The organism is Variovorax sp. EBFNA2, assembly GCF_033802765.1.
Classification (GTDB): Bacteria; Pseudomonadota; Gammaproteobacteria; order Burkholderiales; family Burkholderiaceae_C; genus Variovorax; species Variovorax paradoxus_H.
The window spans coordinates 6,192,645-6,219,110 of record NZ_CP138496.1; the positions used below are offsets into that span (position 1 = coordinate 6,192,645).

The 26,466-nt window shown below is 66.8% G+C and carries 20 protein-coding genes; 6 read left to right on the forward strand and 14 right to left on the reverse strand.

Annotated elements, in window-relative coordinates; genetic code table 11:
* Positions 1–19: 19 nt before the first annotated feature.
* From tssH to RZE79_RS29190, 8 genes are all read right to left on the reverse strand, one after another.
* Positions 20–2,743: a type VI secretion system ATPase TssH gene (gene tssH, locus RZE79_RS29155; protein WP_319357944.1), complete on the reverse strand. Its 2,724-nt coding sequence runs from the start codon at positions 2,741–2,743 to the stop codon at positions 20–22.
* Positions 2,744–2,783: 40 nt separating this feature from the next.
* The gene (tssG, locus tag RZE79_RS29160) at positions 2,784–3,905 is read right to left on the reverse strand and encodes a type VI secretion system baseplate subunit TssG (protein ID WP_319357946.1); all 1,122 of its coding nucleotides are present in this window, start codon (positions 3,903–3,905) and stop codon (positions 2,784–2,786) included.
* Positions 3,869–5,719: a type VI secretion system baseplate subunit TssF gene (gene tssF, locus RZE79_RS29165; protein ID WP_099793840.1), complete on the reverse strand. Its 1,851-nt coding sequence runs from the start codon at positions 5,717–5,719 to the stop codon at positions 3,869–3,871. Before tssF ends, tssG begins: the two co-directional genes overlap by 37 nt.
* A 29-nt stretch (positions 5,720–5,748) precedes the next feature.
* Positions 5,749–6,240, reverse strand: coding sequence for a type VI secretion system baseplate subunit TssE (tssE, locus tag RZE79_RS29170; RefSeq protein WP_153281601.1), 492 nt, complete (start codon positions 6,238–6,240; stop codon positions 5,749–5,751).
* A 111-nt stretch (positions 6,241–6,351) separates the two neighbouring features.
* On the reverse strand, positions 6,352–6,864 hold the full coding sequence (locus tag RZE79_RS29175) for a type VI secretion system tube protein Hcp (protein WP_153281600.1): 513 nt from the start codon (positions 6,862–6,864) through the stop codon (positions 6,352–6,354).
* Positions 6,865–6,945: 81 nt separating this feature from the next.
* Entirely contained in the window at positions 6,946–8,448 is a 1,503-nt protein-coding gene (tssC, locus tag RZE79_RS29180) for a type VI secretion system contractile sheath large subunit (RefSeq protein WP_319357951.1), read from the reverse strand.
* A 2-nt stretch (positions 8,449–8,450) separates the two neighbouring features.
* Entirely contained in the window at positions 8,451–8,966 is a 516-nt protein-coding gene (gene tssB, locus RZE79_RS29185; RefSeq protein ID WP_153281598.1) for a type VI secretion system contractile sheath small subunit, read from the reverse strand.
* Between the two features lie 122 nt (positions 8,967–9,088).
* Positions 9,089–9,754: a hypothetical protein gene (locus RZE79_RS29190; RefSeq protein ID WP_319357953.1), complete on the reverse strand. Its 666-nt coding sequence runs from the start codon at positions 9,752–9,754 to the stop codon at positions 9,089–9,091.
* 217 nt (positions 9,755–9,971) lie between these two features.
* Here RZE79_RS29190 and tssJ point away from each other — a divergent pair, with 217 nt between their 5' ends.
* The 4 genes from tssJ to tssA all read left to right on the forward strand — a co-directional run bounded on the left by tssJ (position 9,972) and on the right by tssA (position 13,973).
* On the forward strand, positions 9,972–10,592 hold the full coding sequence (tssJ, locus tag RZE79_RS29195) for a type VI secretion system lipoprotein TssJ (protein WP_101494023.1): 621 nt from the start codon (positions 9,972–9,974) through the stop codon (positions 10,590–10,592).
* Positions 10,593–10,670: 78 nt separating this feature from the next.
* Complete coding sequence (gene tssK, locus RZE79_RS29200; protein ID WP_153281596.1) at positions 10,671–12,017, forward strand: type VI secretion system baseplate subunit TssK; 1,347 nt, start codon at positions 10,671–10,673, stop codon at positions 12,015–12,017.
* Between the two features lie 28 nt (positions 12,018–12,045).
* On the forward strand, positions 12,046–12,828 hold the full coding sequence (gene icmH / locus RZE79_RS29205; protein ID WP_319361327.1) for a type IVB secretion system protein IcmH/DotU: 783 nt from the start codon (positions 12,046–12,048) through the stop codon (positions 12,826–12,828).
* On the forward strand, positions 12,825–13,973 hold the full coding sequence (gene tssA / locus RZE79_RS29210) for a type VI secretion system protein TssA (RefSeq protein WP_319357958.1): 1,149 nt from the start codon (positions 12,825–12,827) through the stop codon (positions 13,971–13,973). Before icmH ends, tssA begins: the two co-directional genes overlap by 4 nt.
* Before the next feature lie 48 nt (positions 13,974–14,021).
* Here tssA and RZE79_RS29215 read toward each other — a convergent pair whose 3' ends face one another.
* From RZE79_RS29215 to RZE79_RS29240, 6 genes are all read right to left on the reverse strand, one after another.
* The gene (locus tag RZE79_RS29215; RefSeq protein ID WP_101494020.1) at positions 14,022–14,864 is read right to left on the reverse strand and encodes an OmpA family protein; all 843 of its coding nucleotides are present in this window, start codon (positions 14,862–14,864) and stop codon (positions 14,022–14,024) included.
* A 7-nt stretch (positions 14,865–14,871) separates the two neighbouring features.
* Positions 14,872–15,855: a type VI secretion system-associated protein TagF gene (gene tagF, locus RZE79_RS29220; RefSeq protein WP_153281592.1), complete on the reverse strand. Its 984-nt coding sequence runs from the start codon at positions 15,853–15,855 to the stop codon at positions 14,872–14,874.
* Entirely contained in the window at positions 15,852–19,712 is a 3,861-nt protein-coding gene (gene tssM / locus RZE79_RS29225; RefSeq protein WP_319357961.1) for a type VI secretion system membrane subunit TssM, read from the reverse strand. The genes tagF and tssM overlap by 4 nt, the downstream gene beginning before the upstream one ends.
* A gap of 24 nt (positions 19,713–19,736) precedes the next feature.
* Positions 19,737–21,209: a hypothetical protein gene (locus RZE79_RS29230; RefSeq protein WP_319357963.1), complete on the reverse strand. Its 1,473-nt coding sequence runs from the start codon at positions 21,207–21,209 to the stop codon at positions 19,737–19,739.
* A gap of 90 nt (positions 21,210–21,299) precedes the next feature.
* Positions 21,300–21,593, reverse strand: coding sequence for a PAAR domain-containing protein (locus tag RZE79_RS29235; RefSeq protein WP_099793860.1), 294 nt, complete (start codon positions 21,591–21,593; stop codon positions 21,300–21,302).
* A 59-nt stretch (positions 21,594–21,652) separates the two neighbouring features.
* A complete protein-coding gene (locus RZE79_RS29240) occupies positions 21,653–22,495 on the reverse strand; it encodes a M15 family metallopeptidase (RefSeq protein ID WP_373696517.1) in 843 nt (280 codons plus the stop codon).
* A 160-nt stretch (positions 22,496–22,655) separates the two neighbouring features.
* Between RZE79_RS29240 and RZE79_RS29245 the strand changes: the two genes are divergently transcribed.
* Entirely contained in the window at positions 22,656–23,477 is an 822-nt protein-coding gene (locus RZE79_RS29245) for a hypothetical protein (RefSeq protein WP_153281589.1), read from the forward strand.
* Between the two features lie 24 nt (positions 23,478–23,501).
* The gene (locus tag RZE79_RS29250; RefSeq protein WP_319357966.1) at positions 23,502–26,462 is read left to right on the forward strand and encodes a type VI secretion system Vgr family protein; all 2,961 of its coding nucleotides are present in this window, start codon (positions 23,502–23,504) and stop codon (positions 26,460–26,462) included.
* Positions 26,463–26,466 lie beyond the last annotated feature (4 nt).

Genomic DNA, 26,466 nt, shown 5'->3' on the forward strand with positions numbered 1-26,466 from the left:
ACACGCGCCGGCGCCGCGCCTAGGTGATCCGGTAGCGGAACTCGCCGCCTTTGCCGCAGCTGGCCTTGATCTTCGCGAGCGGCGTCTCGTCGGCCATGCGCGTGAGCACGGCCTCGGCAATCTCGGGCAGCAAGGTGCCGTTGAGGATGTGGTCGACGTTGCGTGCGCCCGAGTCGACCTCGGTGCAGCGCGCGAGCACGGCCTCGACCAGCGCGTCGTCCCACTCGAACACGGCCTTGTGATTCGTCGCGATGCGGTCGCGGATGCGGCCGAGCTTGAGCGCGATGATCTGCTCCAGCACCGCATCGGTGATCGGATAGAACGGCGCCACCTTCATGCGGCCGAGAAAGGCCGGCTTGAAGGCCTTCATGAGCACGGGGCGCAGCGCGTCGGCCAGCGCGTCGGGCGCGGGGCGCTCGTCGTCGGCCTTGTTGAGACAGGCCTGCATGATCTGCGACGAACCGATGTTCGACGTGAGGATGATCAGCGTGTTGCGGAAGTCGATCTCGCGACCCTCGGCGTCGTCCATCATGCCCTTGTCGAACACCTGGAAGAACATCTCGAGCACGTCGGGGTGCGCCTTCTCGACCTCGTCGAGCAGCACCACGCTGTAGGGCTGGCGGCGCACGGCCTCGGTGAGCACACCGCCTTCGCCATAGCCCACGTAGCCGGGCGGCGAGCCCTTGAGGCCCGAGACGCTGTGCGCCTCCTGGTACTCGCTCATGTTGATGGTGATGAGCTTCTTCTCGCCGCCGTAGAGGATGTCGGCCAGCGCGAGCGCGGTCTCGGTCTTTCCGACGCCCGAAGGGCCGACGAACATGAACACGCCGCGCGGCTTGTTGGGGTCTTCCAGGCGCGCGCTCGCGGTGCGCACGCGCTGGGCCACGGCGGCGAGCGCGTGGTCCTGGCCGATGACGCGTTCGGCCAGCAAGGTGTCGAGGGCACGCACGGTCTTGATCTCGTCCTTGACCATGCGGCCCAGCGGCACGCCGGTCCAGGCCGAGACGATCTCGGCGACGACGTGGCCGTCGACCTGCAGCGGCACCATCGGCGTGGTGCCTTGCAGTGCGCGCAGTTCGGCGAGCAGGGCGTCGAGTTGGTCGCGCGCGGGGTCTGCGGCGGCTGCGGCTTTCTTGCGGCTGGCGGCGCGGGCCGGTGCTTTTTCTGCAGCTGCGGGCGCGGCCTCGGGCTGCGCAGCCGACTCGTCGCGTTGTGCACGCAGGGCGCGGATGCGCTCCACCAGCGCGTTCTCTTCGGTCAGGCGTTGCTGGCTCGCGGCGAGTTCGACCTGCAGTGCAGCCTTCTGCTCTGCCAGTTCGGCAAGACGCGCTTCATGGCGCCCGCCGGCTGCGGTGTCGCGCACCAGCGCGGCGCTCTCGGCCTCGATGCGTTCGAGGCCGCGATTCGCTTCCTCGATCAACGCCGGCGTCGCGCTCTGGCCGAGTGCCACTTTCGCGCACGCGGTGTCGAGCACGCTCACGGCCTTGTCGGGCAGTTGCCGGCCACTGATGTAGCGGTGCGACAGGCGCACGGCCTCGGTGATGGCTTCGTCGAGCACGCGGATGTTGAAGTGCCTCTCCATCAGCGGCACCATGCCGCGCAGCATGGCGGCGGCCAGCGTTTCGCTGGGCTCCTCGACCTTCACGACCTGGAAGCGCCGCGCGAGCGCCGCGTCCTTCTCGAAGTATTTCTTGTACTCGCCCCAGGTGGTGGCGGCGATGGTGCGCAGCTCGCCGCGCGCGAGCGCCGGCTTGAGCAGGTTGGCCGCATCGCTCTGCCCAGCCTGGCCGCCCGCGCCGATCATGGTGTGGGCCTCGTCGATGAAGAGCACGATCGGGTGCGGGCTCTTCTTCACTTCGGCGATCACGTTCTTCAGGCGGTTCTCGAACTCGCCCTTCACGCTCGCACCGGCCTGCAAGAGGCCCATGTCGAGCGTGTGCAGCGCCACGGCGCGCAGCGACTCGGGCACGTCCTGCGCGGCGATGCGCAGCGCAAGCCCTTCGACCACGGCCGTCTTGCCGACGCCGGCCTCGCCCGTGAGGATGGGGTTGTTCTGGCGACGGCGCATCAGGATGTCGATGACCTGGCGGATCTCGGTGTCGCGCCCGATCACCGGGTCGAGTGCGCCGTCGCGCGCGCGCTGCGTGAGGTTGGTGGTGAACTGGTCGAGCGCGGGCGTCTTGCCGGGCACGCCAGCGGCCAGCGGGTCGGCCGGCGCTTGCTGCGCATCACCTTCGGCCGCCGCGCCCGAGGCGCTGGCCTCGGCCGCTTCGCTCGAACCGTCGGTGAGCTTGTCGAAGTCGTGCTTCAGGTCTTCGAGGCGGATCTTGGCGAACAGCGGCGAGCCGCGCTGCGCGAGTTGTGCCAAGTCGGGCTGCGTGAGCAGCGCGAGCAGCAGGTGGCCCGAGCGGATCTGCGCCGCATGCGCATCGAGCGAGGCGAGCAGCCATGCCTGCTGGAACAGCTGCTGCAGGTGCTGCGAGAACACCGGCGTGCGCGTGTTGCCGTTCTTGAAGGTCTGGATCTCGCGCTCCAGGTCCGACTGGATCGCGCTGGCGCTGATGCGGTTGGCGTGCAGCACGCGCGCGAGGTCGTTGTCGGTCTGCTCCAGCAGCGCAAGGAACAGGTGCTCCAGGTCGACCTCGTAGTGGCCGTGGGCCAGGCACAGGTTGGCGGCGCGCTGCGTGGCCATGCGTGCGCTGGCGTTGAGCTTGGTGATCAGTGTCTTCAGCGAGGTGCTCATGAGCGGTGGTGTTCTTCTGTCGGTCGTGTTCGTTGAAAGGTCACTGCAGGGGCTGAAGCTCGTACTGCGTGTCGCTGCGGTCGCTCTCGGCTTCGCAGGTGGTGATGAAGCTGTCCCAGCCGAGGTGGCTGCCGCCGCTGTCGCTGAGCTGCACGGCGGCCACTTCTTCGCGCGCCAGGATCAGGCGCACTTCGTATTCGCAGGTCACGCCGGCGAGCAGTGCCAGCATTTTTTCGAGCGCCTTCGCATGCGCGCGGCCCGGAAAGAACTCGCGCAGCGCGCTGCGCTTGAGCGGGCCGATCCACAGGCGGATGCGCAGGTCGCGCTGCCAGATGCGTTCGCCCGCCATCGCGTTCTGGCCCAGGCTCACGTTGCCTTCGCCCAGTTTGGAGCGCTGCTGCACGGGCATGTCGTACCACTTGCCGAGGAACTGCTCGATGCGGATGTGGCTGCGAAAGTAATCGGACAGCACGCGCTGCAGGTAGGCCGCCGACATGGGCCGGTGGCGCACCGCGGCGGCGTAGCCGGCCACGGTCTCGTCGAACACGGTGCCCGTGCCGTCGGTCAGCGGATCGCGCTGGGCCGTGTGTTCCAGCCCGGCCATCGACAGCAGCACCGGCAGGTAGGCGCGGCTGCGCTCGTGCTCGCAGTGCAGCGGCAGGCGGTATTTGCGCCAGGCCGCATAGAAGAGCGCGGCGGCGCGGTTGCTGAACACGTCGAGAAAGGCGCGCGCCGAGCTGTCGCGCAGATGCTGCTCGCGGCGCATCAACATCTCGGTGTAGACGATGGGCAAGGCGCCCGACACGCCCAGCATGCCGAACGACGCGGGCGTGAGTTCGATGCGGCTCAGGCCGTGCGCGTCTTCATGCGGCAGTGGCGGCTCGCACAGTTGCGCACCCGACATCAGCTCGCCCACGGCGTCGCGCACCGCCAGCGCCTCGATCTCGCTGGGCGGAAAGTTCAGGCTCGTGGAGCTGCGAAAGCGCACCCAGCGCGGCACCATGCGCTCGCCGGGCACCAGGCGCTGGTGCACATCGCGCTCCTGCCGCTTGAGCAGCATGAGCTCGATCAACCGCACCGCCTGGAAAAACTCGAAGCGGTAGGGTTCGCGCAGCAGCCTTTCGGCTACAGGAGGATCGATTCGCCGCTGCGGGGCTTGCATCGCACCAGCTCCTCCTTGTCGCGCGCCGAAACAATCACCAGTTGGGTGAAGCTGTTCAGGTGCACATAGAGACCGAAGAAATGGTCCATCACGCGGGCAAAGGCCTGCAGGCTGCTGCCCACGAAGCCGGTCTCGTCGACCGTGAGCCTGAGCTCGATGCCGCGCACGAAGGTCGCGAAGGGCTTGCCGGGCAACCACTGCGTGGTGGCCTGCTGCTCGATCGCGGTGATGGCCTCGATCTGCCGCGCCGACACGGCGGAGCGGCCCAGGTCGTACAGCCGCAGCATTTCCTTCAACGCCGGCAGCCCGCTGGTGGCCAGCGACAAATGGTTGAGCGACAGGTGCGACACCAGCCGCCACTGCACGCCCTTGCCGCGCGGCATGCGCAGCGTCTGCGTCGGGCGGCGCAGCATGCGGATCGAGCGCGCCACCGAGTTGCCCTCGATGAACAGGTCACCGCCGGGCAGGCCGAAGGCCAGCGAGTGCGGCAGGTCGCGGTTGGTGCAGGTGAGGTCGATGCTCAACGTTTCCGTTTGCGGCAGCGAGGGCTGGAAGTCGATGTCGACGATCGAGAGCTCGGTCTCGTAGCCCGGGCTGCGTTGCGCCACGAGTTCGTTGCGGCGCGCAAACCAGTAGTGCTCGGCCTCCTTCGGGTGCTCGCCGTGGTGCAGCGAATAGAAGGGCCGGAACTCGATGTACGCGTCGCCCTCGGCGGTCTGCTTCACGAGCTTGACCGAGTCGATGCTGTAGACCTCGAAGCCGAAGGCGCGGCGCGCATCGGCCACCACCGGGTACGCGGCCGCGGCATGCGTGACGCGAATGGGGTCGCTGCGCTGCTTGAAGAGGTTGATGACGGGCGTGCAGCCCAGCCGCAGGTTGCGGCTCGACACGCCTTCGAGCAGCCGCGCCGTGGGCGAGTCGGCGCGCACGTCGGTCATCACCAGGTGCAGCGTGATCGAGCGGCAGGAGCCGATGTGGCGCAGCGCGTTCGCCAGGTCGATGTCGACGAAGTTGAACTTCTCGGGGAACGCGAAGTACTCGCTGAGCAGGCGGTAGGCCGGGTGCGAGCGCGCCGGCAGTTCGATGAGCGCATCGGCCTCATCGAAGCCGACCGGGTGCAGCGCCTCGCCCTGCACCAGCGTCCATTTGCCGCTGCGCTCGGGCTCGACGAAGACGGCGGCTGTCTTCAAAAAGATGGCGTCGGCCAGCGCCGTGGCCAGCGAGGGCTCGGCATCGATGAAGGTGCGCAGGCGCGCCAGCGTGAGCGCCAGGGTGCCGAGCGACTTCTGCTCGCCGGTGGCCTCGAGCGTGACCGAGAGGCAGCCCGTGGCGTTGCGCGGCAGCGAGGCCTGCGCAGGCGCGTTGACCACCGAGTGGTAGACCACGTTCGACACCTGCACTGCTGCCAGCGTGACGTCGTACACGCTGCGAAAACGGCAGGCGCCGCCGCGCACCGGCTGCGAAGTGAGCTCGGTGCCGCGCGCGATGGTGATGGGCTTGCTGAGCTTGGCGAGCGCCGCGCCGCCGGCGTCGAACTGCGCAATGGAGCACGACGGAAAGGGCCGCAGGTAGTGCGGGTACATCACCTCGAGCAGCGCTTCGGTGAGCTCGGGGTAGTCGTCGTCGAGCTTCTTGCTGATGCGGGCCGTGAGCAGCGCGAACGACTGGATCATGCGTTCGACGTGCGGGTCTTCGCTGGCGTCGGCCGAGATGGCCAGGCGCGCCGCGATCTTCGGGTAGCCCTTGGCGAACTCCTGCGAGTAGCCGCGCAGGAAGGCCAGCTCGCGTTCGTAGAAGGGCAGCAACTCGTCCATGGTGTGCGTCGTGTGCGCGGATCGTGGCGCTAGGCGTACCGGCTCTTGCCGGTGCCGCGGGTGATGGAGTACTGCAGCGTCGTGGGCTGCAGCATGGCGTCGAAGTTCACCGGCTCGGACAGCTCGGGCAGCACGAGCAAGGCGGTGATTCCAAAATAGAGCATGTGGGTGCTGGCCTGGCCGTCGACCTCGAGCGACACCGAGACATCGCGCAGGCGCGACTCGTGGCGCGCAATGGCCTGCTCCAGCGAGCGGCAGATGAACGAACGGTCGTAGTGGCTTGCGAGGCTGAGGCCCGAGAAATCGCTCAGGCCGTAGGTCATGACGGAACGCCGGCACTCGGGGTAGGCCTCGAGCTTGGCGTCGTCGAAGACCATGCGCGTGTTGAGCAGGGATTCGAGGTCGCGTGCGACCACGTTCTTGACCTCGTCAAGCGACAAATGGCGCAGCACCGGCGAAGCCGGACCGCGCCAGTCGTCATCGAACAGCTTGTCGAGCAGGCCGGGTTCGAATCCTGTCATGGGTCACTCCCTGTCTCTCGCGTCGAACAGCGGGCACGCAAGGCGCCGCGCAGGGCGCGGTGCCAAAAAGAAACCGCGGCCTGCGCCGCGGTCCACGTTGCCCGACTGGCGTCAGACCGAGTAGGTCTTGTCGTTCTTCGTGAGGCTCCAGGCGCCTTGCGAGTTACCGCCCTGGTTGCCGCCGATCTTCTGCTGCGTGTACTTCCACTGCACGGCGGCGTACTTCAGCGAGAAGGTCTCGCTCGGCACGCTGGCCACGTCGGTGCTCACGACCTTCGGGTTCACGCTGGCGATCAGCACGTACTTGAGCTTGATCTCCATGTACTGCACGCGCTTGCCTTCACCGTCGGCACGGTAGAACTGCACCGTGACTTCGTCGAAGGTGGTGCCGCCCGACGCGTGCTGATACAGCAGCGGGCTGACGACGTCCATGTCCTTCGTGAAGACCATCTCGCCGTGCTCGCAGCGCTCGGCGGTGTGGCCGCCGGCGGTCGACGCGGTGGCCGAGCGCGGTTGCACGATGCTGTGCTGCCACGAGCTGACTTCGATCCAGTCCTTGTGGTCCTTGTCCTGCGACTCGCCGTTGATGGCCGGGCTGCCGAATTTGACGTAGATATCTTTCATGTTTCTTCCCCTTCTTGATTGATTACTGACAGTTAACGTGTTGAAGCACAGCCTTCAGGCCGTGCGCCCCGATCTGCCTCCTTACTTATTCACTGACTTCGGCAGATCGGCGACCAAGCGCAGTGAAATAGACAGTTCATCCAGCTGGAAATGCGGGCGCAGGAACGCGACCGCGCGGTACACGCCGGGCCGCCCGGGCACTTCGCCGACCTGGATGGCGGCTTCGCGCAGCGGGAACTGGGCTTTCTGTTCCTGCGTCGCGTTGTCGTCGAGCAGCACGTACTGCGCGATCCAGCGGTTCAGGAACTGTTCGACGTTGTGCGCCGAGGCAAAGCTGCCGATCTTGTCGCGCATCATGGCCTTGAGGTAGTGCGCGATGCGCGACACCGAGAAGATGTACTGCAGCTGCGCCGACAGCACGGCGTTGGCGTTGGCACTGTCGGTGTTGTACTTCTTGGCCTTCTGCAGCGACTGCGCGCCGAAGAACGCCGCGTAGTCGGAGTTCTTGCAGTGCACGAGCGGAATGAAGCCCAGGTCGCTGAGCTCTTTCTCGCGCCGGTCGGTGATGGCGATTTCGGTCGGGCACTTGAGGGCGATCTCGCCTTCGTCGGTCTTGAAGGTGTGCGTGGGCAGGTCTTCGACCAGGCCACCACCTTCGACACCGCGGATGGCCGCGCACCAGCCGAAGTCGTCGAACGCGGCCGTGAGGCGTGTGGCGAAGGCCCAGGCGGCGTTGCACCAGAGGTACTTGGCGTGGTCGGTGCCGTCGACGTCTTCGACGAAGTTGAAGCTGTCGACGACTGTGCCGTCACGCGGGTGGTAGGGCAGTCGGCCGAGAAAGCGCGGCAGCGTGAGGCCGACGTAGCGCGAGTCTTCCGAATCGCGGAACGACTTCCACTTGGCGTATTCGACGGTGTCGAACACCTTGGCCATGTCGCGCGGCTTGCCCAGGTCGGAGAAGCTCTCCAGGCCCAGCAGCTCGGGCGAGGCGGCGCCGATGAAGGGCGCGTGGGCGGCAGCCGCCACGTGCGCCATCTGGTCCAGGAAGTACATGTCTTCGGGCTGGCGCGTGACGTCGAAGTCGCCCACCAGCGCGCCGAACGGCGCACCGCCGAAGGTGCCGAACTCTTCTTCGTAGACCTTCTTGAACATCGCGCTCTGGTCGAACTCGACGGCGGCCTTGAAGTCGCGGATCAGGTCGCGCTTGGTGGCGTTGATGACCTTGATCTTGAGCATCGTGCCGGTCGGCGTTTCCTTGACCAGGTACTCCAGGCCGCGCCAGGTGCTCTCGAGCTTCTGGAACTCGGGCGCGTGCATCACGGCGCTGAGCTGCGCGGAGATGAGGGCGTCGAGGTCGGCCACGCGGGCGTCGATCATGGCCGACACGTTGTCCGAGACGATCACCGAGCCCTCGAGGACCTGGCTGACCAGTTCGCCGATCAGGTCCTTGGTGCGCGTGTGTTCCACGTCGGACTTGGCGACCTTGCTCTGCTCGACGATCTGGTCGAGCAGGTCGACCGTGGCTTCAGACGAAACCTGGGACGAAGAGGCACCGCTCGATGCCGATAGTGCTTGCGCAGTCATGTTCAGCTTTCGTCCTTCTTGCCGACGCCCTGTCCCAGGCGCTGGAGTTGCTCGGTGTTGTTCAGCACGTCGGCCAGCAGGTCTTCGAGCTTGCTGTTGCCGGCCATCTTGTTGCGCAGGTCGGCCAGCTTGGTGCGCGCGTCGAGCAGGCGCTTGAGCGGCTCGATCTGGTCGACGACGGCTTCGGGCGAGAAGGCGTCCATCGAGTTGAAGGTGAGGTCGACGCCGAAGCTGCCGCCGCGCCCGTCGAGCTTGTTCGGCACCTGGAAGGCGGCACGGGGGGCCACGCCCTTCATGACGTCGTCCATGTTGTCGCGGTCGATGCTGACGAACTTGCGGTCCTTGAGCTTGGGCTGCTCCACCTCGGACTGGCCCGCCAGGTCGGCAATCACGCCGACGACGAAAGGCAATTCCTTTTTCTCGATGGCGTCGCCGAGTTCCACGTCGTACGTGAGTTGCACGCGCGGCGGGCGCACTTTTTGAAGCCGCTTCTGCACGCTCTGTCTTTTGGTCGCCATAAGTTTCGATACCTTCGCAATAGGACTGAGAAACGAATTAAAAAGTTGTACGGCTCATTCCGAAAACCGCACGCCCATTCGTTAATACATTGGTTTAAAAAACCAATTCAAAAACAAAACAATTACTTGAGGGCGTCAAATGGATTGCCGCCACCCGCCCGCGGGGCGGGCGCGGCAGGTGCCGGACGCGGCGCGGCGACCGGTGCTGGGGCCGACCGTGCGGCAGCGACCGGGGTCGGCGCGGCAGACGACGGCGAAGGCGCCGGGTTGGATGCGGCGGCGCGGCGCGTGGGCGTCGGCCGGGCTTCCGGGCCGGCGGGCACCAGCACCGACAGGCCCAGGGTTTCGCGCAGCAGGGCGGCCAGGCGGTAGGCGTCGGCGTTGGCGTCGCCGCTCAGGCTGCTGTCCTTGCCCAGGTCTTCGATGGAGCGGGCCGCAAGGCGCAGGCCGCCCACGGCGGTGATGCTCTTGGCCTGGCGGCTGGACGGGTCGCGGCGCAGCGACTCTTCGGCAGCCGAGATGGCCAGGCTGTAGCGGCCTTCGTTGAAGTAGATCTGCGCGATGCGCGACCACGGCTCACCGCGAGTCGGGTTGTCGGTGGCGAGCTGCTGGTACTGGCGGATGACGGGCGCCTTGTCGCCGGTGGCGGCTGCCGCGGCGGCATCGACGTCGGCCAGGCTCTTGTTGTAGGCCGCGGTGGCCTGGGCAACGGCCGCGTCCGGCGTGGTGGTACAGGCCGACAAAAAGACGGTGCTCGCAATGGCACCGGCAATCATCGTGCGAGACATGATTTTTCGAATCGACACATTCCCCCCTGATCTGACTTTTTAGCTGGCCGCAATCATTCATTAAATTGCGACCGTTGACAATAACAATACACGATACTACAGCCGCGTGGATGGCAAATGACGGGAGAGGATTAATGCTAATTTCCTAATCGAAAGTCATTTTCGAAATCGGTTAATCCTATTTGGTCCATCACAATATTGTTACGACTCGCTTTTAATGAAAATATTAATTACATCTGGCGCGCTGCTGGCCGCGTTGATGCTCGGCGGGTGCAGTTCGCCGGCGCTCACGATCGCCAACATCGCGCTCGAGGCGAGCGGACTGAAGAAGCCCGAGCTGCCCGAGTCGCAGAAGCCCCCGCGCAAGGTGACGATGTCGATCGCCGCGGGCAAGAACCTCAACGCCGACGGCCGCAACCGCCCGCTGTCCGTGGTGATGCGCATCTACAAGCTGAAGGAAACGACGGGCTTCTACCAGTCGTCCTTCGATGCCTTCGTGACGCCGGGACGCGACAAGACGCAGCTGGGCGACGACCTCGTGGAGAGCCGCGAGATCACGCTCATTCCCGACCAGCAATACACCTGGACCGAGATGGTTCCGCGCACCGCCAACGCGGTGGCCGTGGTGGTGCTGTTCCACTCGCCCGATGCCCAGCGCTGGCGCTTCGCCTTCAACGCCGCCGACGCCGAGAAAACCGGCATCGTGATGGGCGCGCATGCCTGCGCGCTCACGGTCACGACAGGCGCGGTGGTGGGCCAGCAGAACGCACAAGGCGCGGCCCCCACGGGCGCGCTCAACCTGTTGGGGCCGGTCACTTGCCGGCCCTCGCCCGCCTGACCTGCACCGACGGCGGGCCTGTCAAGTCGACATGACGATGCGATACATTCCAAAAAAATCGAGGGGAGTTGATCCGACGTGAGCTATGCAGCCAAGGTCCTCTGGGGAGAGGGCTTGTTTCTACGCCCCCAGCACTTTCAGCGCCAAGACGCGTACCACGAGGCGCGCCTGCGCGCCACGGCGCAGGCGCTGCATCCGTACTTCTGGGGCGTGCGCTCCATCAGCTTCGACCTCGATGCGCTGGCCAGCGGCATGCTGCGCGCCTCGCAGCTGTCGCTGGTGTTCCCCGACGGCGAACCCTACGCGGCGCCGCAGGCCGACGCACTGCCGCCGCCCATCTCGCTCGACACACTGAGCCCGGGCCAGAACGAGATCACCTTCTACCTGGTGCTGCACCCGGTGAAGGAGCTCGGCAAGAACTACACCGACCCCAACGAAGAAGGCTTTGCCGCGCGCTACACGAGCGACGCGACGCAGTCGCTCGACCTGTACACCAACGCCGTGAGCGCCGAGGTGGTGTTCCTGCGCAAGAGCGTGAAGCTGCTGGCCGACACCGAGCCGCGCGAGCAGTTCGTGTCGATTCCGGTGATCCGCATCCGTCGCACCGCCGCGGGCGGCTTCGAGATCGACCGCAGCTTCGTGCCGCCGTGCACGAGCATCGATGCCTCGCCCACCGTGTTCCAGCAGCTGCGCCGCCTGCTCGACGTGCTGCAGGCCAAGGTCAATTCGCTGTACGGCATTCACCGTGAGCCGAGCAAGAACATCATCGAGTTCCGCTCGGGCGACATCGCCTCGTTCTGGCTGCTGCACACGGCCAACTCGGCGTTCGCGTCGCTCTCGCACCTGTTCCATCACCCGTCGCTGCACCCGGAGCGGCTGTTCCAGGAACTGCTGAGCCTGGCCGGCGCGCTGATGACGTTCGCCAAGACCTACTCGCTGAACGACCTGCCGGTGTACGACCACGAGAAGCCGGGCCCGGCCTTCGCCGAGCTCGACCGCATCGTGCGCGACCTGCTCGACACCGTCATCTCCACACGCTACTTCGCCATCGCGCTCACCGAGACGCGCAACGCCTTCTACCTGGGGCGCCTCGACTCCGGAAAGATCGACGAGAAGACCGTGTTCTACATGTCGGTCACCGCCAGCATGCCGGCCGCCGAGCTGGCCGAGGTGGTGCCGCAGCGCTTCAAGATCGGCGCGCCCGAAGACGTCGACAAGCTCGTGCTCTCGGCCATGCCGGGCGTGCGCATCGTCTACGCCCCGCAGGTGCCGCCGGCCATTCCGATCCGCGCGGGCGCCTGCTACTTTTCCATCGACAGCAAGAGCCAGCTGTACGACCGCATGCTGCAGGCGCAGAGCGTCACCATCTACGCGCCGGCCGGCATCCCCGACATGCAACTCGAACTGATCGCCGTGACCGGCTGATCCGCCTGATCGTATGAACACCACCACCCTGAACAAGGCCCCTTCCCTGCTGGGCGCCGACGCGCCGCCCGCATCGTTCACGCCGGCAGGCGTGGCGCCCGACGCCGACTCGAGCCTGCTCGACCTGCTGTACGACGGCTTCGTGATGCTGTTCCTGCTGAAGAAGAAGCAGCAGCCCGCCACCACCGAGCAGTTCCTCACGGGCATCCGCAACTACCTGGGCGAGTTCGAGCGCAACGCGCGCAAGCTCGATGCCACGGCCGATCAGATCCACGCCGCCAAGTACGCCTTCTGCGCCACCGTCGACGAGTTCGTGCTCTCGGCGCCCGAGTTCGCGATTCGCTCCGAGTGGGAGCGCCGGCCGCTGCAGCTCACGCTGTTCGGCGACCAACTGGCGGGCGAGAACTTCTTCCAGATGCTCGAGGTCGAGCGGGCGCATGGCGCCGCGCGCATCCAGACGCTCGAGGTGTTCTACATGTGCCTGCTGCTGGGCTTCCAGGGCAAGTACGCCATCGACGGCACCGAGAAGCTGGCCTACCTCACGGCGCGCGTGGGCGACGAGATTGCCAACGCGCGCGGCAAGCGCACGCCGTTCGCGCCGCACTGGCCGCTGCCCGACCTCATCTCGCACTCGCTCAAGCGCGAGGCGCCGCAGTGGGTGGTGGCCGCGCTGTTCTCGCTCATCGGCCTGCTGGGCTTCGTCGGCCTCTCGGCGCACCTGGGCAGCACCACGCAGGGCGCGCTCGCGAGCTATCAGGACATCGTGAAGCTCGGCCCGCGCCAGGCCAACCTGACGATCTCGCTGCCATGACGGCGCGGCTCGATCTGCCGGCGTTGCTGGCGCCGATCTCCGAGGCCAAACCCTGCGGTGAGGACATGCTGTTCTCGCGCGAGTTCGACGCCATCCAGGAAGCGCGCAAGCACGACGATCCCTCGCTCGAACAGGGCGAATGGGTCATCGAACTGAAAGAGGCCAACTGGCCCTTCGTGATCGCCGAGTGCGACAAGCTGCTGCGCGCATCCACCAAGGACCTGCGGCTGGCCGTGTGGCTCACCGACGCGCTGGCCAGCCAGCGCGGCTTCGAGGGCCTGGCCGACGGCTACCGCCTGCTCACCGGCCTGTGCCGCCAGTACTGGGACGAGCTGCATCCGCAGCCCGAAGGCGGCGACATCGAGATGCGGATCGGCACCGTCACGTGGCTGATCTCGCGCTCGGTCGAGCTGCTGCAGCGCGCGCCCATCGTGAGCGACGGCAGCACCGGCCACAGCGCGCTGGTCTGGGAGACCGCGCTGGCGCTCGACCAGGCCATCCGCCGCACGCCGGCGCAGGCCGACGAGCTGCAGCGCAACAAGGTGACGGTCGACCAGTTCGACCGCCTGCGCCGCGCCACGCCCGCGAAGTTCCTGCAGAAGACGCACCGCGACGTGCAGGCCTGCGAGCAGGCACTGGCCGAGTTCGAGGCCGTGTTCGACGAACGCACCGCCTCCAACGGCCCGAGCTTTCGCGCCGCGAAGGACGCAGCCACGGCCATCCGCCAGACCGTCGAGCGCTTTGCGCGCGAGGCCGGCGTGCCGATCGACAACGGCGCGCCGCAGCCGAACACCGCCGCGGCACCGGCTGCCAGTGCACCGGCTGCTCCGTCCCGCATCGAACCCGTCTTCGACGCCGCCATGCCCCATTCGCCCCCGATTTACCACGCGGCAGTGCACGCACCCGCCGCGCTGCCGCCCGGCATCCACAGCCGTGCGCAGGCCATTGCACAGCTGAAAGAAGTGGCGGCGTATTTCGAGCAGACCGAGCCGTCGAGCCCGGCCGCCTACATGGCGAACAAGGCCGCGCGCTGGGCCGACATGCCGCTGCATGCCTGGCTGCGCAACGTGATCAAGAACGAGCAGGAGCTGGCCCAATTGGTGGACCTGCTCGACCTGCCGAAGGGCGACGACGAATCGCGTTGACTTCGCGCCGAGCGACAGAAGAAAGGCCCGCGCTGCGGGCCTTTTTCGTTAACGTCCGACCCGGAACTCGATGCGCCGGTTGCGCGAGCGCCCCTCGTCGGTCGCGTTGCTCGCCACCGGCTGGTCGGGGCCCACGCCCGAGGTCGTAAGCGTCATCGGGTCGATGCCCTTGCCTACCAGGTAGCCCTTGACCGATTCGGCGCGCGACTGGCTCAGCGCCAGGTTCGACGTGCGGTTGCCGGCGTTGTCGGTGTGGCCCACCACCGCCACCGACTTGTTCGTGAGCTTCTGCAGGATGGGCGCCATCTCGTCGAGGATGGCGCGGCCTTTGCTGGTGAGCGTGGCGCTGCCCAGCTCGAACTCGATGGTGCGGTTGCCCAGCACCTGGTCGACGGCGATCTGCTCCGACACGGGCACGCGCAGGCTGTTCTTGATGGTGTAGGTCGGGTTGAGCGCGTTCGCCATGTCGCTCACGATCTTCTGGCGCAGCGCCTCGTTGCCGACCTCGCCGCTCAGCGCCATCTGCGTGCCCTCGATCTGGAACTGGCCGCGATGGATGTCCTTGAGCGAGGGCGTGATCAGCCGCTGCACGTTGGCGGCCCAGTTGGCCGGCATGCTGACGGTGCTCACCACCTCGATCTTGTCGATCACGCCGCTGGGGCCGTAGATGCGGCGCAGCGCCTCGATGACGGCGGCGCGCGTGGCTTCGTCGGGCACCTGCCCGCCGGCCACGACCGGTTCGCCCTTGCCGACGGCCGCGGCCGTGGTCTCGACGCGGGCGGCGGTGGCGCCCGCCGCGGGTTGTTGTTGGGGTTGCTGGGCCTGCACGGCCGGCACGAGCGCGAGCCCGCAGGCCATGGACAGCACGAGAACGCGCAAAGAACAATTCATGACCGTGTCATTCCCCGATGAAGACTTCGCGAAAGGCGGTGAGCACGATGTCCAGCGGCAGCTGCGGCTGGTCGAGGTAGCTCACCAGCTTGAACATCGCGTAGTTGCTGTGGATGGTGTCCTCGACCCACTCCGGGTTGTCGATGTCGATGTTGTGCTCGGTGTAGACCTGCGGATGCAGCACGCTTTGCAGGCTGCGCGGCGACAGGCCGTTGAAGCCGATCACCAGCCGCGCGCGACCGTCGATCTCGGTGACCAGCAGCACCAGCTCGAAGTCGGCCTTGGCCAGGAACTGCGACACCATCTCGAGCCAGAAGGTGGCGATCAGCGAGCGGTCGACCGGGTCGCGCGGCAGCGGCAGCGTGAGCCCCTTGTCCAGGTGCGACACCGCGCTGGCCATCACAGGCTGCAGCAGCAAACCCAGCGCCAGGATGGCGCGGCGCAGCGACACCTTGTGGCCGTCGAAGTTGAGCATCTGCTCGATGCGCAGCAGGCTGGTGTCGCGCGTGAAGGCCGCATAGGTGGCGCGCGAGGCCGACTTCTTGAAGCCGGTCTCGATGGCCGGGTCGATGGCCTCGAACTTCTTCAGCTCGTTGTCCAGGTCGGTGCCGGCCGCCAGCGACTGCACCTGCACCGCCATGCGGTCCCAGTAGGGGCCGACCAGCATCGGCGCGCCGCGCATGAAGTCGAGCGCCTCGTCCACGTCCACCGAGGTGGCCGCCAGGAACGGGTAGCGGCGCGACGACTCGTCGCGGCTGGCACGCAGGTGCCCCGCAATCGCCACGCGGCTGCGCGAGCCCAGGCACACGAAGTGCATCGGCGCCGCGTTGTCGTAGATCAGCTTCCAGCGCGGGTCTTCCGACAACATCTCCATGGTCTGCGACAGCCAGTGGTCGAACACCTTGATGAGCTGCGGGTTGTACAGGCCCTTCACGAAGTCGCCGCGTCCGGGCAACTTGCCGAAGTAGCACAGCTGTTGTGGCGCGCTCATTTTCCTGCTCCCCCTGCCTGCACCGGGACTTGAGCCGGTGCCTGAACTGTTGCTGTGGCGCGCGGCGCACCAATCTCCGCGACCGTCGGCGGCAACACCGTGCCGCGCAGGCCCTTGCCTTGCGGCGAATCGCCGCCCGAACCGGCCGACTGCGTGTTCTGGATCACGCGCAGCTTGACGGTCACGCTCGCGTTGTCGCGCGCCCATGTGAGCTCGAAACTGCCGTCGGGCAACTTCGTGCGCTGCGCGGTGCTGAGCAGCCGCTCCAGGCCGAAGTTGCCCGGCTCGTTGATCAGCTCGACGGTGCGCCCGTCGAAGGTGACGGCCGTGATCTTCGCGCCCGGCGTGCCCTGTGCGTTGGGCCAGACGAAGTTGGACCACTGCGGCGGCGTGTTGCGGTAGCGCAGCTGCTGGCCGTCGATTTCGACCATGTACTCCGTGAGGCCCGACACGGGCTGCGGCAATATTTGGAACAGCGTCTGCGGCTGCGCGCTGCCGCCGGCACCGGCCGCGGCACCGCCCGACAGCGGCGCCACCCACTGCGCAAAACCGTTCACGAAATCGGGGCTCAGCGTGAGGCCCTGGTCGCCCCAGGCGCGCGGCGACAGCAGGTCGCCGCGGCGAATCACCAGCGATCCCAGCGTGGTCGTCACGAACTTGCCGATGGCGCCTTCAGGTCCGAAGAACTGCGCGATTTCCGCCGGCGAGGCCTCGATCTTCGCGCTCGCCGAGAACGGGTACTTGGTGGCCAGCGACTGCTGGAACGGCTGGTGCACCTGCGCACTCCAGATCTTGTTGACCTCCACCGCCGTCGGCTGCACCGTCACTGCGTACGCCTGCAGCAGCGGCCGCACGAGCAGCGGGCGCAGTGCCTGGCGCTGCGCGGCGTCCATGCCGGTGAGCATCTGCTCGTCGACGTACTTGAGCGCGTCGGCCAGCTCGGAGCCGTTGCCCTCCAGCGTCTGCTGCATGAGCTGGCGCGCGCCCGGTCCGGGGTCGCCCTGGTTCTTGATCTGGTTGAAGCGCCCGCGCAACTTCGACAGCGTGCCCAGGTAGCCGCGCAGCAGCGAGGTGTTGTCGCGCTCGACCACCAGGCGCGCCACGCCCGCGAACTCGCGGCCGATCGGGCCCATCGGAATTTCCGTGGCGCCGCCGTTGAGGTCGACGTTCACGTTGACCTGCGACGGCGTGGCGCGGCTGAAGAGGCGCTTGAACCAGTTGAAGGCCCCGGTGCGCGCCTGCTGCAGGCCGGCGTTGACCAGCGAGGGGTTGTCCCACGAGGTCTGGTCGTACACCGTGTCGAAGACCTTGCGGATCGGCGAGTTCTGCGGATCGCCGAGCTGGTTCATCGCCACCACGGCCTGCTCGAAGCTGCCCATGTCCTTCACCGCAATGCCCTGCAGGAAGCGCTGCCACTCCTTGGCGTACTCCAGCTTGTACATGGTGGCCAGCGTCTTGCGGATCTGCTCCGGGCTGCCTTCGAGCGTCAGGTCGTCGTTGCCGGCAACGTTGAGCACCCAGTCCTTGCTCGAGGTTTCCTTGTTCGCGGCGTCGCGGATCGCGTCGTCCACGTACTGCTGCCAGGCCTCGCGCGTGAACGCGCCGGAGATGGCGACGCTGCCGGCCAGCGTGCCTTCGCTCTCGGCACTGCTCGCCGTGGTCCCGAGGATGCGGGCTACGGTCATCGGCGCGAAGCGCGTCGAGGCGCGCGCCTTGATCTCGGCGTACACCCGTTCGCGCGCCGGCATGCCGCGCACCACGCGGCGCAGGTTGTCGCGCGTCTGCTCGACCAGCGCCAGGTTGGTGTCGGCCAGCGCGGGCCAGTTGTCGTCGCCCACGCGGCGCAGGTAGAAAGTGATCATGCGTTCGGCGTCGCGGATGACCGCCGCACGCGGCATGTCGCCGCGGTTGCTCTCGAGCCAGCCGCGCCAGAAGCGCGAGATCTGGTCGGTGAGGTGCGCCGTTTCCACCTGCCGCTTGTCGGACAGCATGAGGTAGGTCTTGAGCGCGTTGTAGGCGTCCTGCACGTCGGCCGGGGAAGAGCCGGCATACAGGCCGCCGCCTTCCGGCGCTGCGGCGGGTGCGGTGGTGGTGACAGCACCGGCGACCGGCAGCGGCGCGGGCGCCGTTCCGCCGGTCAGCGCGGCCACCGCATCGGCGCGCTTCAGGCGGTCGGGGTGTGCGTTGACATCGCGCAGAAAGGCCTGCAGGTTGTCCGACACCGGCGCGAGCATGAGCTGCTTCACGCCGCCGTAGTACTCGGCCACGAGCTTGTCTTCGAGCTGGTTGCCCTGGTACAGGCCCAGCGACAGCGACAGCGGCCGGTCGTTGCGGAATTTCTCGAGCTGCTCGATGCGGTCCTGCAGGATGTTCAGCGCCTCGAAGCGCGTGCGCAGGCCGTTGTCGCTGGCCTGCAGCTTGACCACCTTGTCGAGGTCGGCCTGCACGTTCTCCACCAGCTGGCGGTTGCCGAGGTACGACCACGTCCAGCCGCCGAGCAGCAGGCCCAGCACGGTGACGAACGCGAAGAAGCTCACGTAGCGCACGCGCGCCTTCACGGGGCTGGAGAACTGCCGCACCGTCTTCTTGTCGGCAAAGATCACCTTGGAGAACAGGTCGCGCAGGAAGAACCCGTTCTGCGAATAGATTTCCTTCGACTTGGTGGCGGCGTTGCTCAGCGTGAGGCCGAAGCGCTTGGCGATGCGCTCGGTCGACAGGCTGCGCATCGTGCCCTCTTGCAAGGCGCTGGTGAAGTAGAAGCCGCGGAACACCGGCTTGTGCTGGAACGGGTTGCTCTCGAACAGCGTGGCCAGAAAGGCGCGCAGCGCGGGCTTGATGGCCGCGAACTCGAGCGGGAAGATCAGCAGCTCGGGCGACGGGTCGCTGCTGCGGTGGTTCGCGAAGTGCGAGACGCTGATTTCCTTCAGGCCCATGTAGAGCTCGTCGAAGCGCTTGTCGAACAGCGCCACGGCGTCCTGCTTCTCGTCGCCGTCGTAGGGCAGCGAGGCGCCCCACACGCGGTCGCGCTCCATCTTGTCGCTGTCGCCGAAAAACTCGGCAAAGCCGGTGATGAGGTCGGCCTTGGTGAACATCACGTAGACCGGCGCGAACACCTCGAGCCGCTCGGTGAGTTCCTGCATGCGCTGGCGCAGGTTCTTGGCCAGCTGAATGGCGAAGTCGGGCCGGCTGCCGATCAGCTCGGGAATGCTGGCCGTGATGATGATGCCGTTGATGGGCGCCTTCGGCCGGTACTTCTTGAGCAGGTCCAGAAAGCCGAACCACTCCTTGCGGTCTTCCTGGTGAATGGAATAGCGGCCCGCGGTGTCGAGCACGATGCCTTCGGTGGTGAAGAACCAGTCGCAGTTGCGCGTGCCGCCGATGCCCTGGATCACCGCGTTGCCCTTGTCGGCAAACGGAAACTGCAGGCCCGAGTTCAGGATGGCGCTGCTCTTGCCCGCCGCCGGGTTGCCGATGACCATGTACCAGGGCAGCTCGTACAGCGCCTCGCTGCCCGACATCTGCCCGATCTTCGAGGTCTTGATGGTCTTGACGGCCTCGACCATGCGTCCGCGCAGCTCGTCGATCTCGGCCTTGCGCTCGGGGTCGCTGTCGCGCACGGCGGCATCGGCCTGGTCCTCGAGCATGTCGCCGAGCTTGCGGTTGGCCGCGCGCGTGCGCATGCGCCGCACGAACCACACGAGCAGCCACAACAGCAGCAGCACCACGAAGATGCCGACCGCCCAGATCGCGCCGACTTCGAGCGTCTGCGCCCCGAGCAGCAGGAACGCGCCGAGCGCGATGGCGCCGATCACCGACAAGGTGCGCGGATCGGCCAGGAAACTGAAGAATCGCCGCATAGAAGTTTCTGGAATCGGTCCTGTTTAAGTAGCGGGTGACGCGGGGCTCGCCGGGCCGGCCAGCAAGGCCGTTCGGGCGTGCGCGTCCTGCACGGAAATGGCGAGCACATGCCGGGCATCGCGCGCAGCCAAGTGGCACGCGAGCACGACGGCGCTCATGTCGGCCGCGGCTCCCAGGTGACCCAGGGTGGCGCAGACGGACAGGTTGTTTTCGAACGGCACATGCGGCAGCCGTTGCTGCACGAGGCCGGCCACTTCGGTGACGCGGCTGGTGCGGTGGTCGGCGTCGCTCACGACCCAGTCGATCTGGGCGGTGTCGAGCGACGATGTGGCCAGCAGGTGTTGGGCAAAGCGATCGAGCAGGCTTGCATCGGGCGTGCGCGCCGTGTCGGCGGATGCTTCGCGCTGGCCGTTCGCACTGCGCGAGAGTCGCACGGCATCGGGCGGCGCCAGCAGCGCATCGCCGGCGCGTGCGAGCAGCAGGCCCGCGGCAGCTTCGCCGGGCACGCGGCCCTTGCGGCGCGCGGCGGTGTACAGCAGGCCCTCGGCCTCCCAGCGCGCAATGCTCGCCTCGGACACCGAGGAGTCGGCCGCCAGCGCGATCCACGGTGCGGGCCGCTGCTCGCGATGCAGCGACAGGCTGATGCGGTCGAGCAGTGCCATGGCGGACACGCCGTCTTCACTCTTGAAGCAGTCGACATGCCAGCGCTGCGACGCATCGCCTTCGCGCACGCGCTGCTGCACCCACTGCGTGGCGATCACGCGTTCGCTCTCGGTCCATGCGCCCGGCAACAGCAGCGAGACATTCAGTTGCGGCGCCGCCGCCGGCCCCGGGATGACACTGCCGCTGGACACGAATCGACCGGGCGCGCGCACCGACAGCGCATCGCCGGCGTTCGCGATCGCCTCGGCCGCGGACGTCAGCAGCTCTTGCAACACATCCGACATGAGGTGGATGGCGCGCAGCCGGTCGTCGGGCAGCGCATCGACATCGAACGGCTCGCCGGCGGGTTGCAGGCTTTCGCGCAGGTGCTCACGCAGTTCGTTCTCGTCGATGCCTTCGACGCGGCCCGCGATGACAGGGAAGCCTTCGCCGTCGCGCAGCTCGGGCACCAGCTCGGGTGTCTGTGCCTGCCCGATCGCCGTGGCCACCGTGTCGGCATCGCTGCCGCGGGGTGTGCGAAGGGCGAAGGCGAGCACGGCCATCTGCAGGCGATCTTGCGAGGCCTCGGGTGTCGCGGCATTCGATGAGGCGGCGGCACCTGCGGCCACTGTCGCTCCACCCACGGGCAACGCAGCAGTGGGTGCCGCCGTGAAGATGCGGCGCAGCACCACATAGAAGAGCATCAGCGCCAGCGGCAGCACCACGAGGTACAGCACGATGTCGCTCGTGCTCGGCATGCGCGCCGTGTACTGCCAGTAGACGATCACGAGCACCCACACCGTGATGAACACGGCGCAGGCCAAGAGAACGGGCTTGATCAGTCGCGCCAGCATCAGGAACCCGTGGCGGCCTTTGTCACGAGCGCACGCACGCGGTCGCGCGACCGCATGCCATGCCTGCAGCCGAAGAAGCAAACGCCGGCTTCATTCGGACGCGGAAGCAATCTGGCTGGACAACAGCCTGCAGCCGCACGCCGCGCGGTCGCCGTGGCGCGCCACGCGCCGGCCATCGAGCGTGACGCAGTCGCTGCCTGTCACGATGGGATTGATGCCATGGCCGGGCCGTGGGCACGACACCATGTCGCCGATGCGCGCCACGCGCCGGTCGTCGATGCTTGTGTTTTCGGACGCGGTGATCACGAAGCCGCCGTGGTCGGTCTTGTCATGTAGAACGATCCACGGCCGATCGTTGTCGGCGTCGGGTTGATCCTCACCCATTCGAACTCCCCCCTTGATTGCCTCGTGGTGTGCCGATGCGACAGGTGTCGCTCCGGCATTCAGTTGCGTGACAATTTAAATCCCGGCTTGCGGTACTCCACGTGACCGTAGTCCCTGAAGGACCATCGACCACCCCACACCAAGCCCACGGACTCGGCCGCTTCGCCATAGAGGCGATAGCCTTCCATGGCCCATGGATCTTTTTCAGAGATCACCAGCTTGCCATTGCGATAGAACGCGTTGTCTGCCGCAAGTCCATACTGATGATAGCTTTGATTCGCCTTTGCCATGGTCACTGTATTGCCCAATGCAGCAAGTTTGGCTTGTCGTTCCGGGCTGCGATAACCCTCGAGCAATGCGAGGTCGTAGCCGTGCTTTTCTTTCATGATCTTGTAGACGAGCAGCAAACGATTACGAAAGTCCACATCGAGCGCAGCCCAGTCCCGACTGCCTTCTTTCGTCAGCGGACGAATCTGCTCGACCTCTGCAGTGGCAAACACCTCGGGCGGCAACGGCTGCGGCGGCACCAGCTGCTCGCCTTGGAGCAAGGCCTCGATTTTCGGGTCGCTTGTCGCAGCCCAGTCATCGAAGAAGAGAACGCGGCCACTTCCGAAAGTCACACTTAACAACACCGGCACGATAAGCAGGCCCATGCCCGACAACAACAAGTAGCGATGCCTTACGGCAAAAGTACGCACTCCTGAGCCACTCTCGCGCATCAACTGAAAACTTGCTTCGGACACAAAACCGAGGCGGCGTCCTATTCCAATAAAAAAGAATGCAATAGCAGTAGAAATGGAGACCGTCGCTCGCAACACACGGTCACGAAAAGAAGGGAACAAGAAGATGGCAAGTGCAGCCACCATCAAGGCAAAATAACAAAAGAGAGTGAAGAAGATCAACGGTGTTCAATGAGAGCGACTCAATTGTATGAGTCGCTCAAAAATTTGAACCCATCGCACGCAACGCCCAGTTGCATCCCAATTGCGATATCGCGTTGATCGCGCCACATAAAGCCGAGGGGAGAAAACACATGCCCGCAGCCAGCCGGACCACCCATCCATGATGGGCGCGTCAGACGCCCACAAGGACCGACCGAGCCTGCTCGGTTCGAGCGCCCCCACCGCGGCCACATCGACCGCCGCACCCGGAGCCGAATCCACGCGTGTGCTCGCACAGCTCGGTGGCCGCGAGAGCGGCGCGCGTTCCTTTCTTGCGCGGCCCGGCGTGTGGGCTTCGGTCGCGGTGCTGGTCGGCGTGGCGGGGGCCACGACCTACCACCTGCAATCGAAGCGTGCGGATACAGCGATCACCGTTGCAGCTGTGCCGCCTGCGCCGGTGGCCGCGCCTGTTGCGGTCGAACCACCGAAGCCTGCGGCACCTGTCGCAGCCGCTGCGCCGGAGCCGACGCCTGCGCGCATCGTCGAAGGCGACAGCACGCCGCCGCCACTGCAGCAGCCACAACAACAGCAACCGGCTTCCACGCCGTTCGCTGCGATCGGTGCACAACCCATGGCCGTGCCGCCGACCGCAAAGCCTGCGCGCGTTGCAGCTGCGTCGCCTGCGAAAAAGTCAGGTGCTGACAGCAAAGCCAACGTCGCCGCGAAGAAGCAGCCGGAGCGCATCGCCTCGGGTTCCAAGAAGTCGGTGCGCACGGCCACGAACAGCAAGCCCGTCAAGACCGCAGCCAACAGCAGCAAGGCGACCAAGCCCGCGACGCGCGCCAATCTCACGCAGACAGCGGCGCGTCCGAAGGGACCCGATCCCGACACGGACCTGCTGACCGCACTGCTCAAGCGCAGCAAGACCTCCGACCCCGCACCGTCCGCGCAGGCCACTGCTGCCACGGCGGACTGCAAGCCCGGCGCGCCTTGCAAGCCTTGAACCTCCGAACCGAGCGAATTCCCGATGCCTTCCGCTGATCGCAGCGCCCTGTGGGCCGAGCTGAGCCAGGCGGCGCGGCTTTATCGCCTCGAAGCACCCAGCGCTGCTTCACCTTCTTCATCTGCAGCCCGCGAGAGCATCGACGCCTTGCGCGTGGAAGGCTGGGTGCAGCGCGAGGCGGTGTCGCAGCTGTTCGAGCTGCGCATCGTGTGCCTGAGCCTTCGCGCGGACCTGGCGTTGTCTTCGCTGATTGACCAACCACTGACGTTGGTCACCGTGCTGGCCAATGGCTCGCTCGCAAAGCGCACCGGATTGATCCGCGCCGTCGAATCGCTGGGCTCCGATGGCGGCCTGGCCCGCTACCGCCTGACCTTGGTGCCCTGGCTCTGGCTGGCCACCCAGCAAGGACGCAGCCAGGTCTTCCAGCAACGCAGCGTCGCCGACATCATCGAACGCGTGCTGGCGCCGTATGCGGATGCGGGCAGCTGGGCCTTCTCTTCCGAAGTGAACGCCTTCCTCGCCGATGCGCCCGTGCGCACCTACTGCACGCAGTACCGAGAGAGCGACTTCGACTTCTTCTCGCGCCTGCTGGCCGAAGAGGGCCTGGCCTGGCGCACCGAGGAAGACGCCAAGGCCCCCATGGGCCACAAGCTCGTGATCTTTTCGTCGAACGACACCCAGCCCGCCGACGTCGGCTCGCCCGTTCGCTTCCACCGCAAGAGCTCGCAGGAGCGCAGCGACGCCGTGCAGGCGCTGGTGCGCCGCATGCGCCAGTCGGTGGCGCAGGTGCACCTGAGCGCCTGGAACGTCGACGGCAAGCGCCAGCTCGCAGGCAGCGCGCCGGCGCGCTTTCCGGTGGGCGGCAAGAACGCCCCGCGCCTGGAGTACGACGACGTGCTCGGACTGAACGACCGCAGCCGCGGCTGGGGCACCAACCGCACGCTGGAGCGTTATGCGGCCCTGATGATGGAAGCGGCCGAATGTCGCGCCGACGTGATGCTGGGCCACAGCACCGTGCGCACCTTGCGCGCCGGCACGCGCATCGAGATCGACGATGCGCCCGCACTGGGCCTGCAAGCCAAGCCTGCGCTGCTGCTGGACACCGTCGAACACGTGGGCATCAACAACCTGCCCAAGGACACGGCGGCGTCGATTGCGGCGCAGCTGGGTGAGTTGACGGAACACCTGGTGTTCGACCAGCCGTGCGCACCGGTGACGGCCGAGTCCAACGTGTTCGGACTGGTGTCTGCAGCAACGAACGCAGACAACGACATCCATCCGCAGCCCCAGAACCTCGCAACTGCTCAAGCCCAGGGCTACGCCAACAGCTTCTCGGGCGTGCACGTCCCGCGCCCCTGGCGCCCCGCACTGGCCGCGGCCGATGGTGCCCGCCTGCATGCGAAGCCCACGGCCAGCGGCGTACACAGCGCCATCGTGGTCGGGCCGTCGGGCGAGACCTCGCCCAACGGCGCCGACGAGCTGTACTGCAACGACCGCGGCGACGTGCGCGTGCGCTTCCACTGGCAGAACAGCTCGGATGACAGCGCCCCCGACAACCGCAGCACCCGCTGGATCCGCGTGGCCCAGCGCCAGGCTGGCCCCGGCATGGGCTGGCAGTGGCTGCCGCGCATCGGCCAGGAAGTGCTGGTCAAGTTCGTCGACCTCGATGTGGACCAGCCCGTCATCGTCGGCGCGCTGTACAACGGCCGCGGCGACGGCGGCATCGCCCCCACGCCCGGTGGCGCATCGCGAGCCGGTGAAACCAATGAAGACGTCTTCGCCCAAGCGGGCAACGCCTCGCCCAGTGCCCAGGCCAACCTCGCTGCGGGCCACGCCCCGCCCTGGCACGGCGCCAGCGCCGACGACAAGGGCCACCGCAACGCAGCAGCCCTGAGCGGCTTCAAGACCAAGGAGTTCGGCGGCGAAGGCTTCAGCCAGCTGGTGTTCGACGACTCCAACCAGCAGCTGCGCGTGCAGCTGCACGCAAGCACCGCCCACAGCCAACTGAACCTGGGCCACCTGATCCACCAGGCCGACAACTTCCGGGGCAGCTTCCGCGGGCAGGGCCTGGAGCTGCGCACCGACGGCTATGCCGCCTTGCGCGGCGGCAAGGGCGTGTTGCTGAGCACGTACCACGGCGCAGGCGGCCAGAAGCTGGAACCCGTAGGCGACTTCGCCGCCGGCATGGCGCTGCTCAAGCAGGTGCAGCAGCTGGGCCAGGCGCTGAGCGATGCGGCCAAGACCCACGAGACCGTGCAGCTGGCCGGGCACATCGGTGCGAACAAGGCCGACGAATCGCAACTCGACAAGGAGCGCGCCCCTTACGCGGCGATGGAGCGCACCGCCAGCGGCATGGTGACGGCCGATGCGCTCGATACCGCCTACGCCGATGCCGCTGACAAGGCCATCGCCACCGGCGAAGGCAAGGTGCCGCACACCAGCGATGCCGTGATCGCGCTCGCCGCACGCGGCGGCCTGGCGATGGTCGCAGGCCAGCAGCTGCAGATCGTCAGCGGCGAGACCGCCACGCTGGCCAGCGGTGGCGACATCAACCTGGCACTGGCCGACGTGCTGCGTGTGCACAGCGGGCAGGCCATCGGCCTGCTGGCCGGGGCGCAGAAAGCGGATGCCGACGCGGGCCTGTCGGTCATCGCGGGCAACGACGACCTAGACTTCCAGGCGCAGCACGACGAGCTGCGCATCCAGGCCAAGGAGGCGCTGAAGATCGCCAGTACGGACCAGACGGTGGAGTTCGCGGCCAAGAAGAAGATCCGCATTGCGACGGCGCAGGGCGCGTCGATCACGCTGCAGGATGGGGACATCACCTTCGAGGCGCCGGGGAAGATCACGTATCACGCGGTGCAGCGGAAGCTGGCGGGGCCGACAAGCTCGCCGTATGGACTGCCGCTGTTCCCGCAGAGCATCTGCATCGAGTGCATGCTGAAGGCGGCACAAAGCGGAGCCCCCTTCTCCGCCTTGCAGTGAGAGT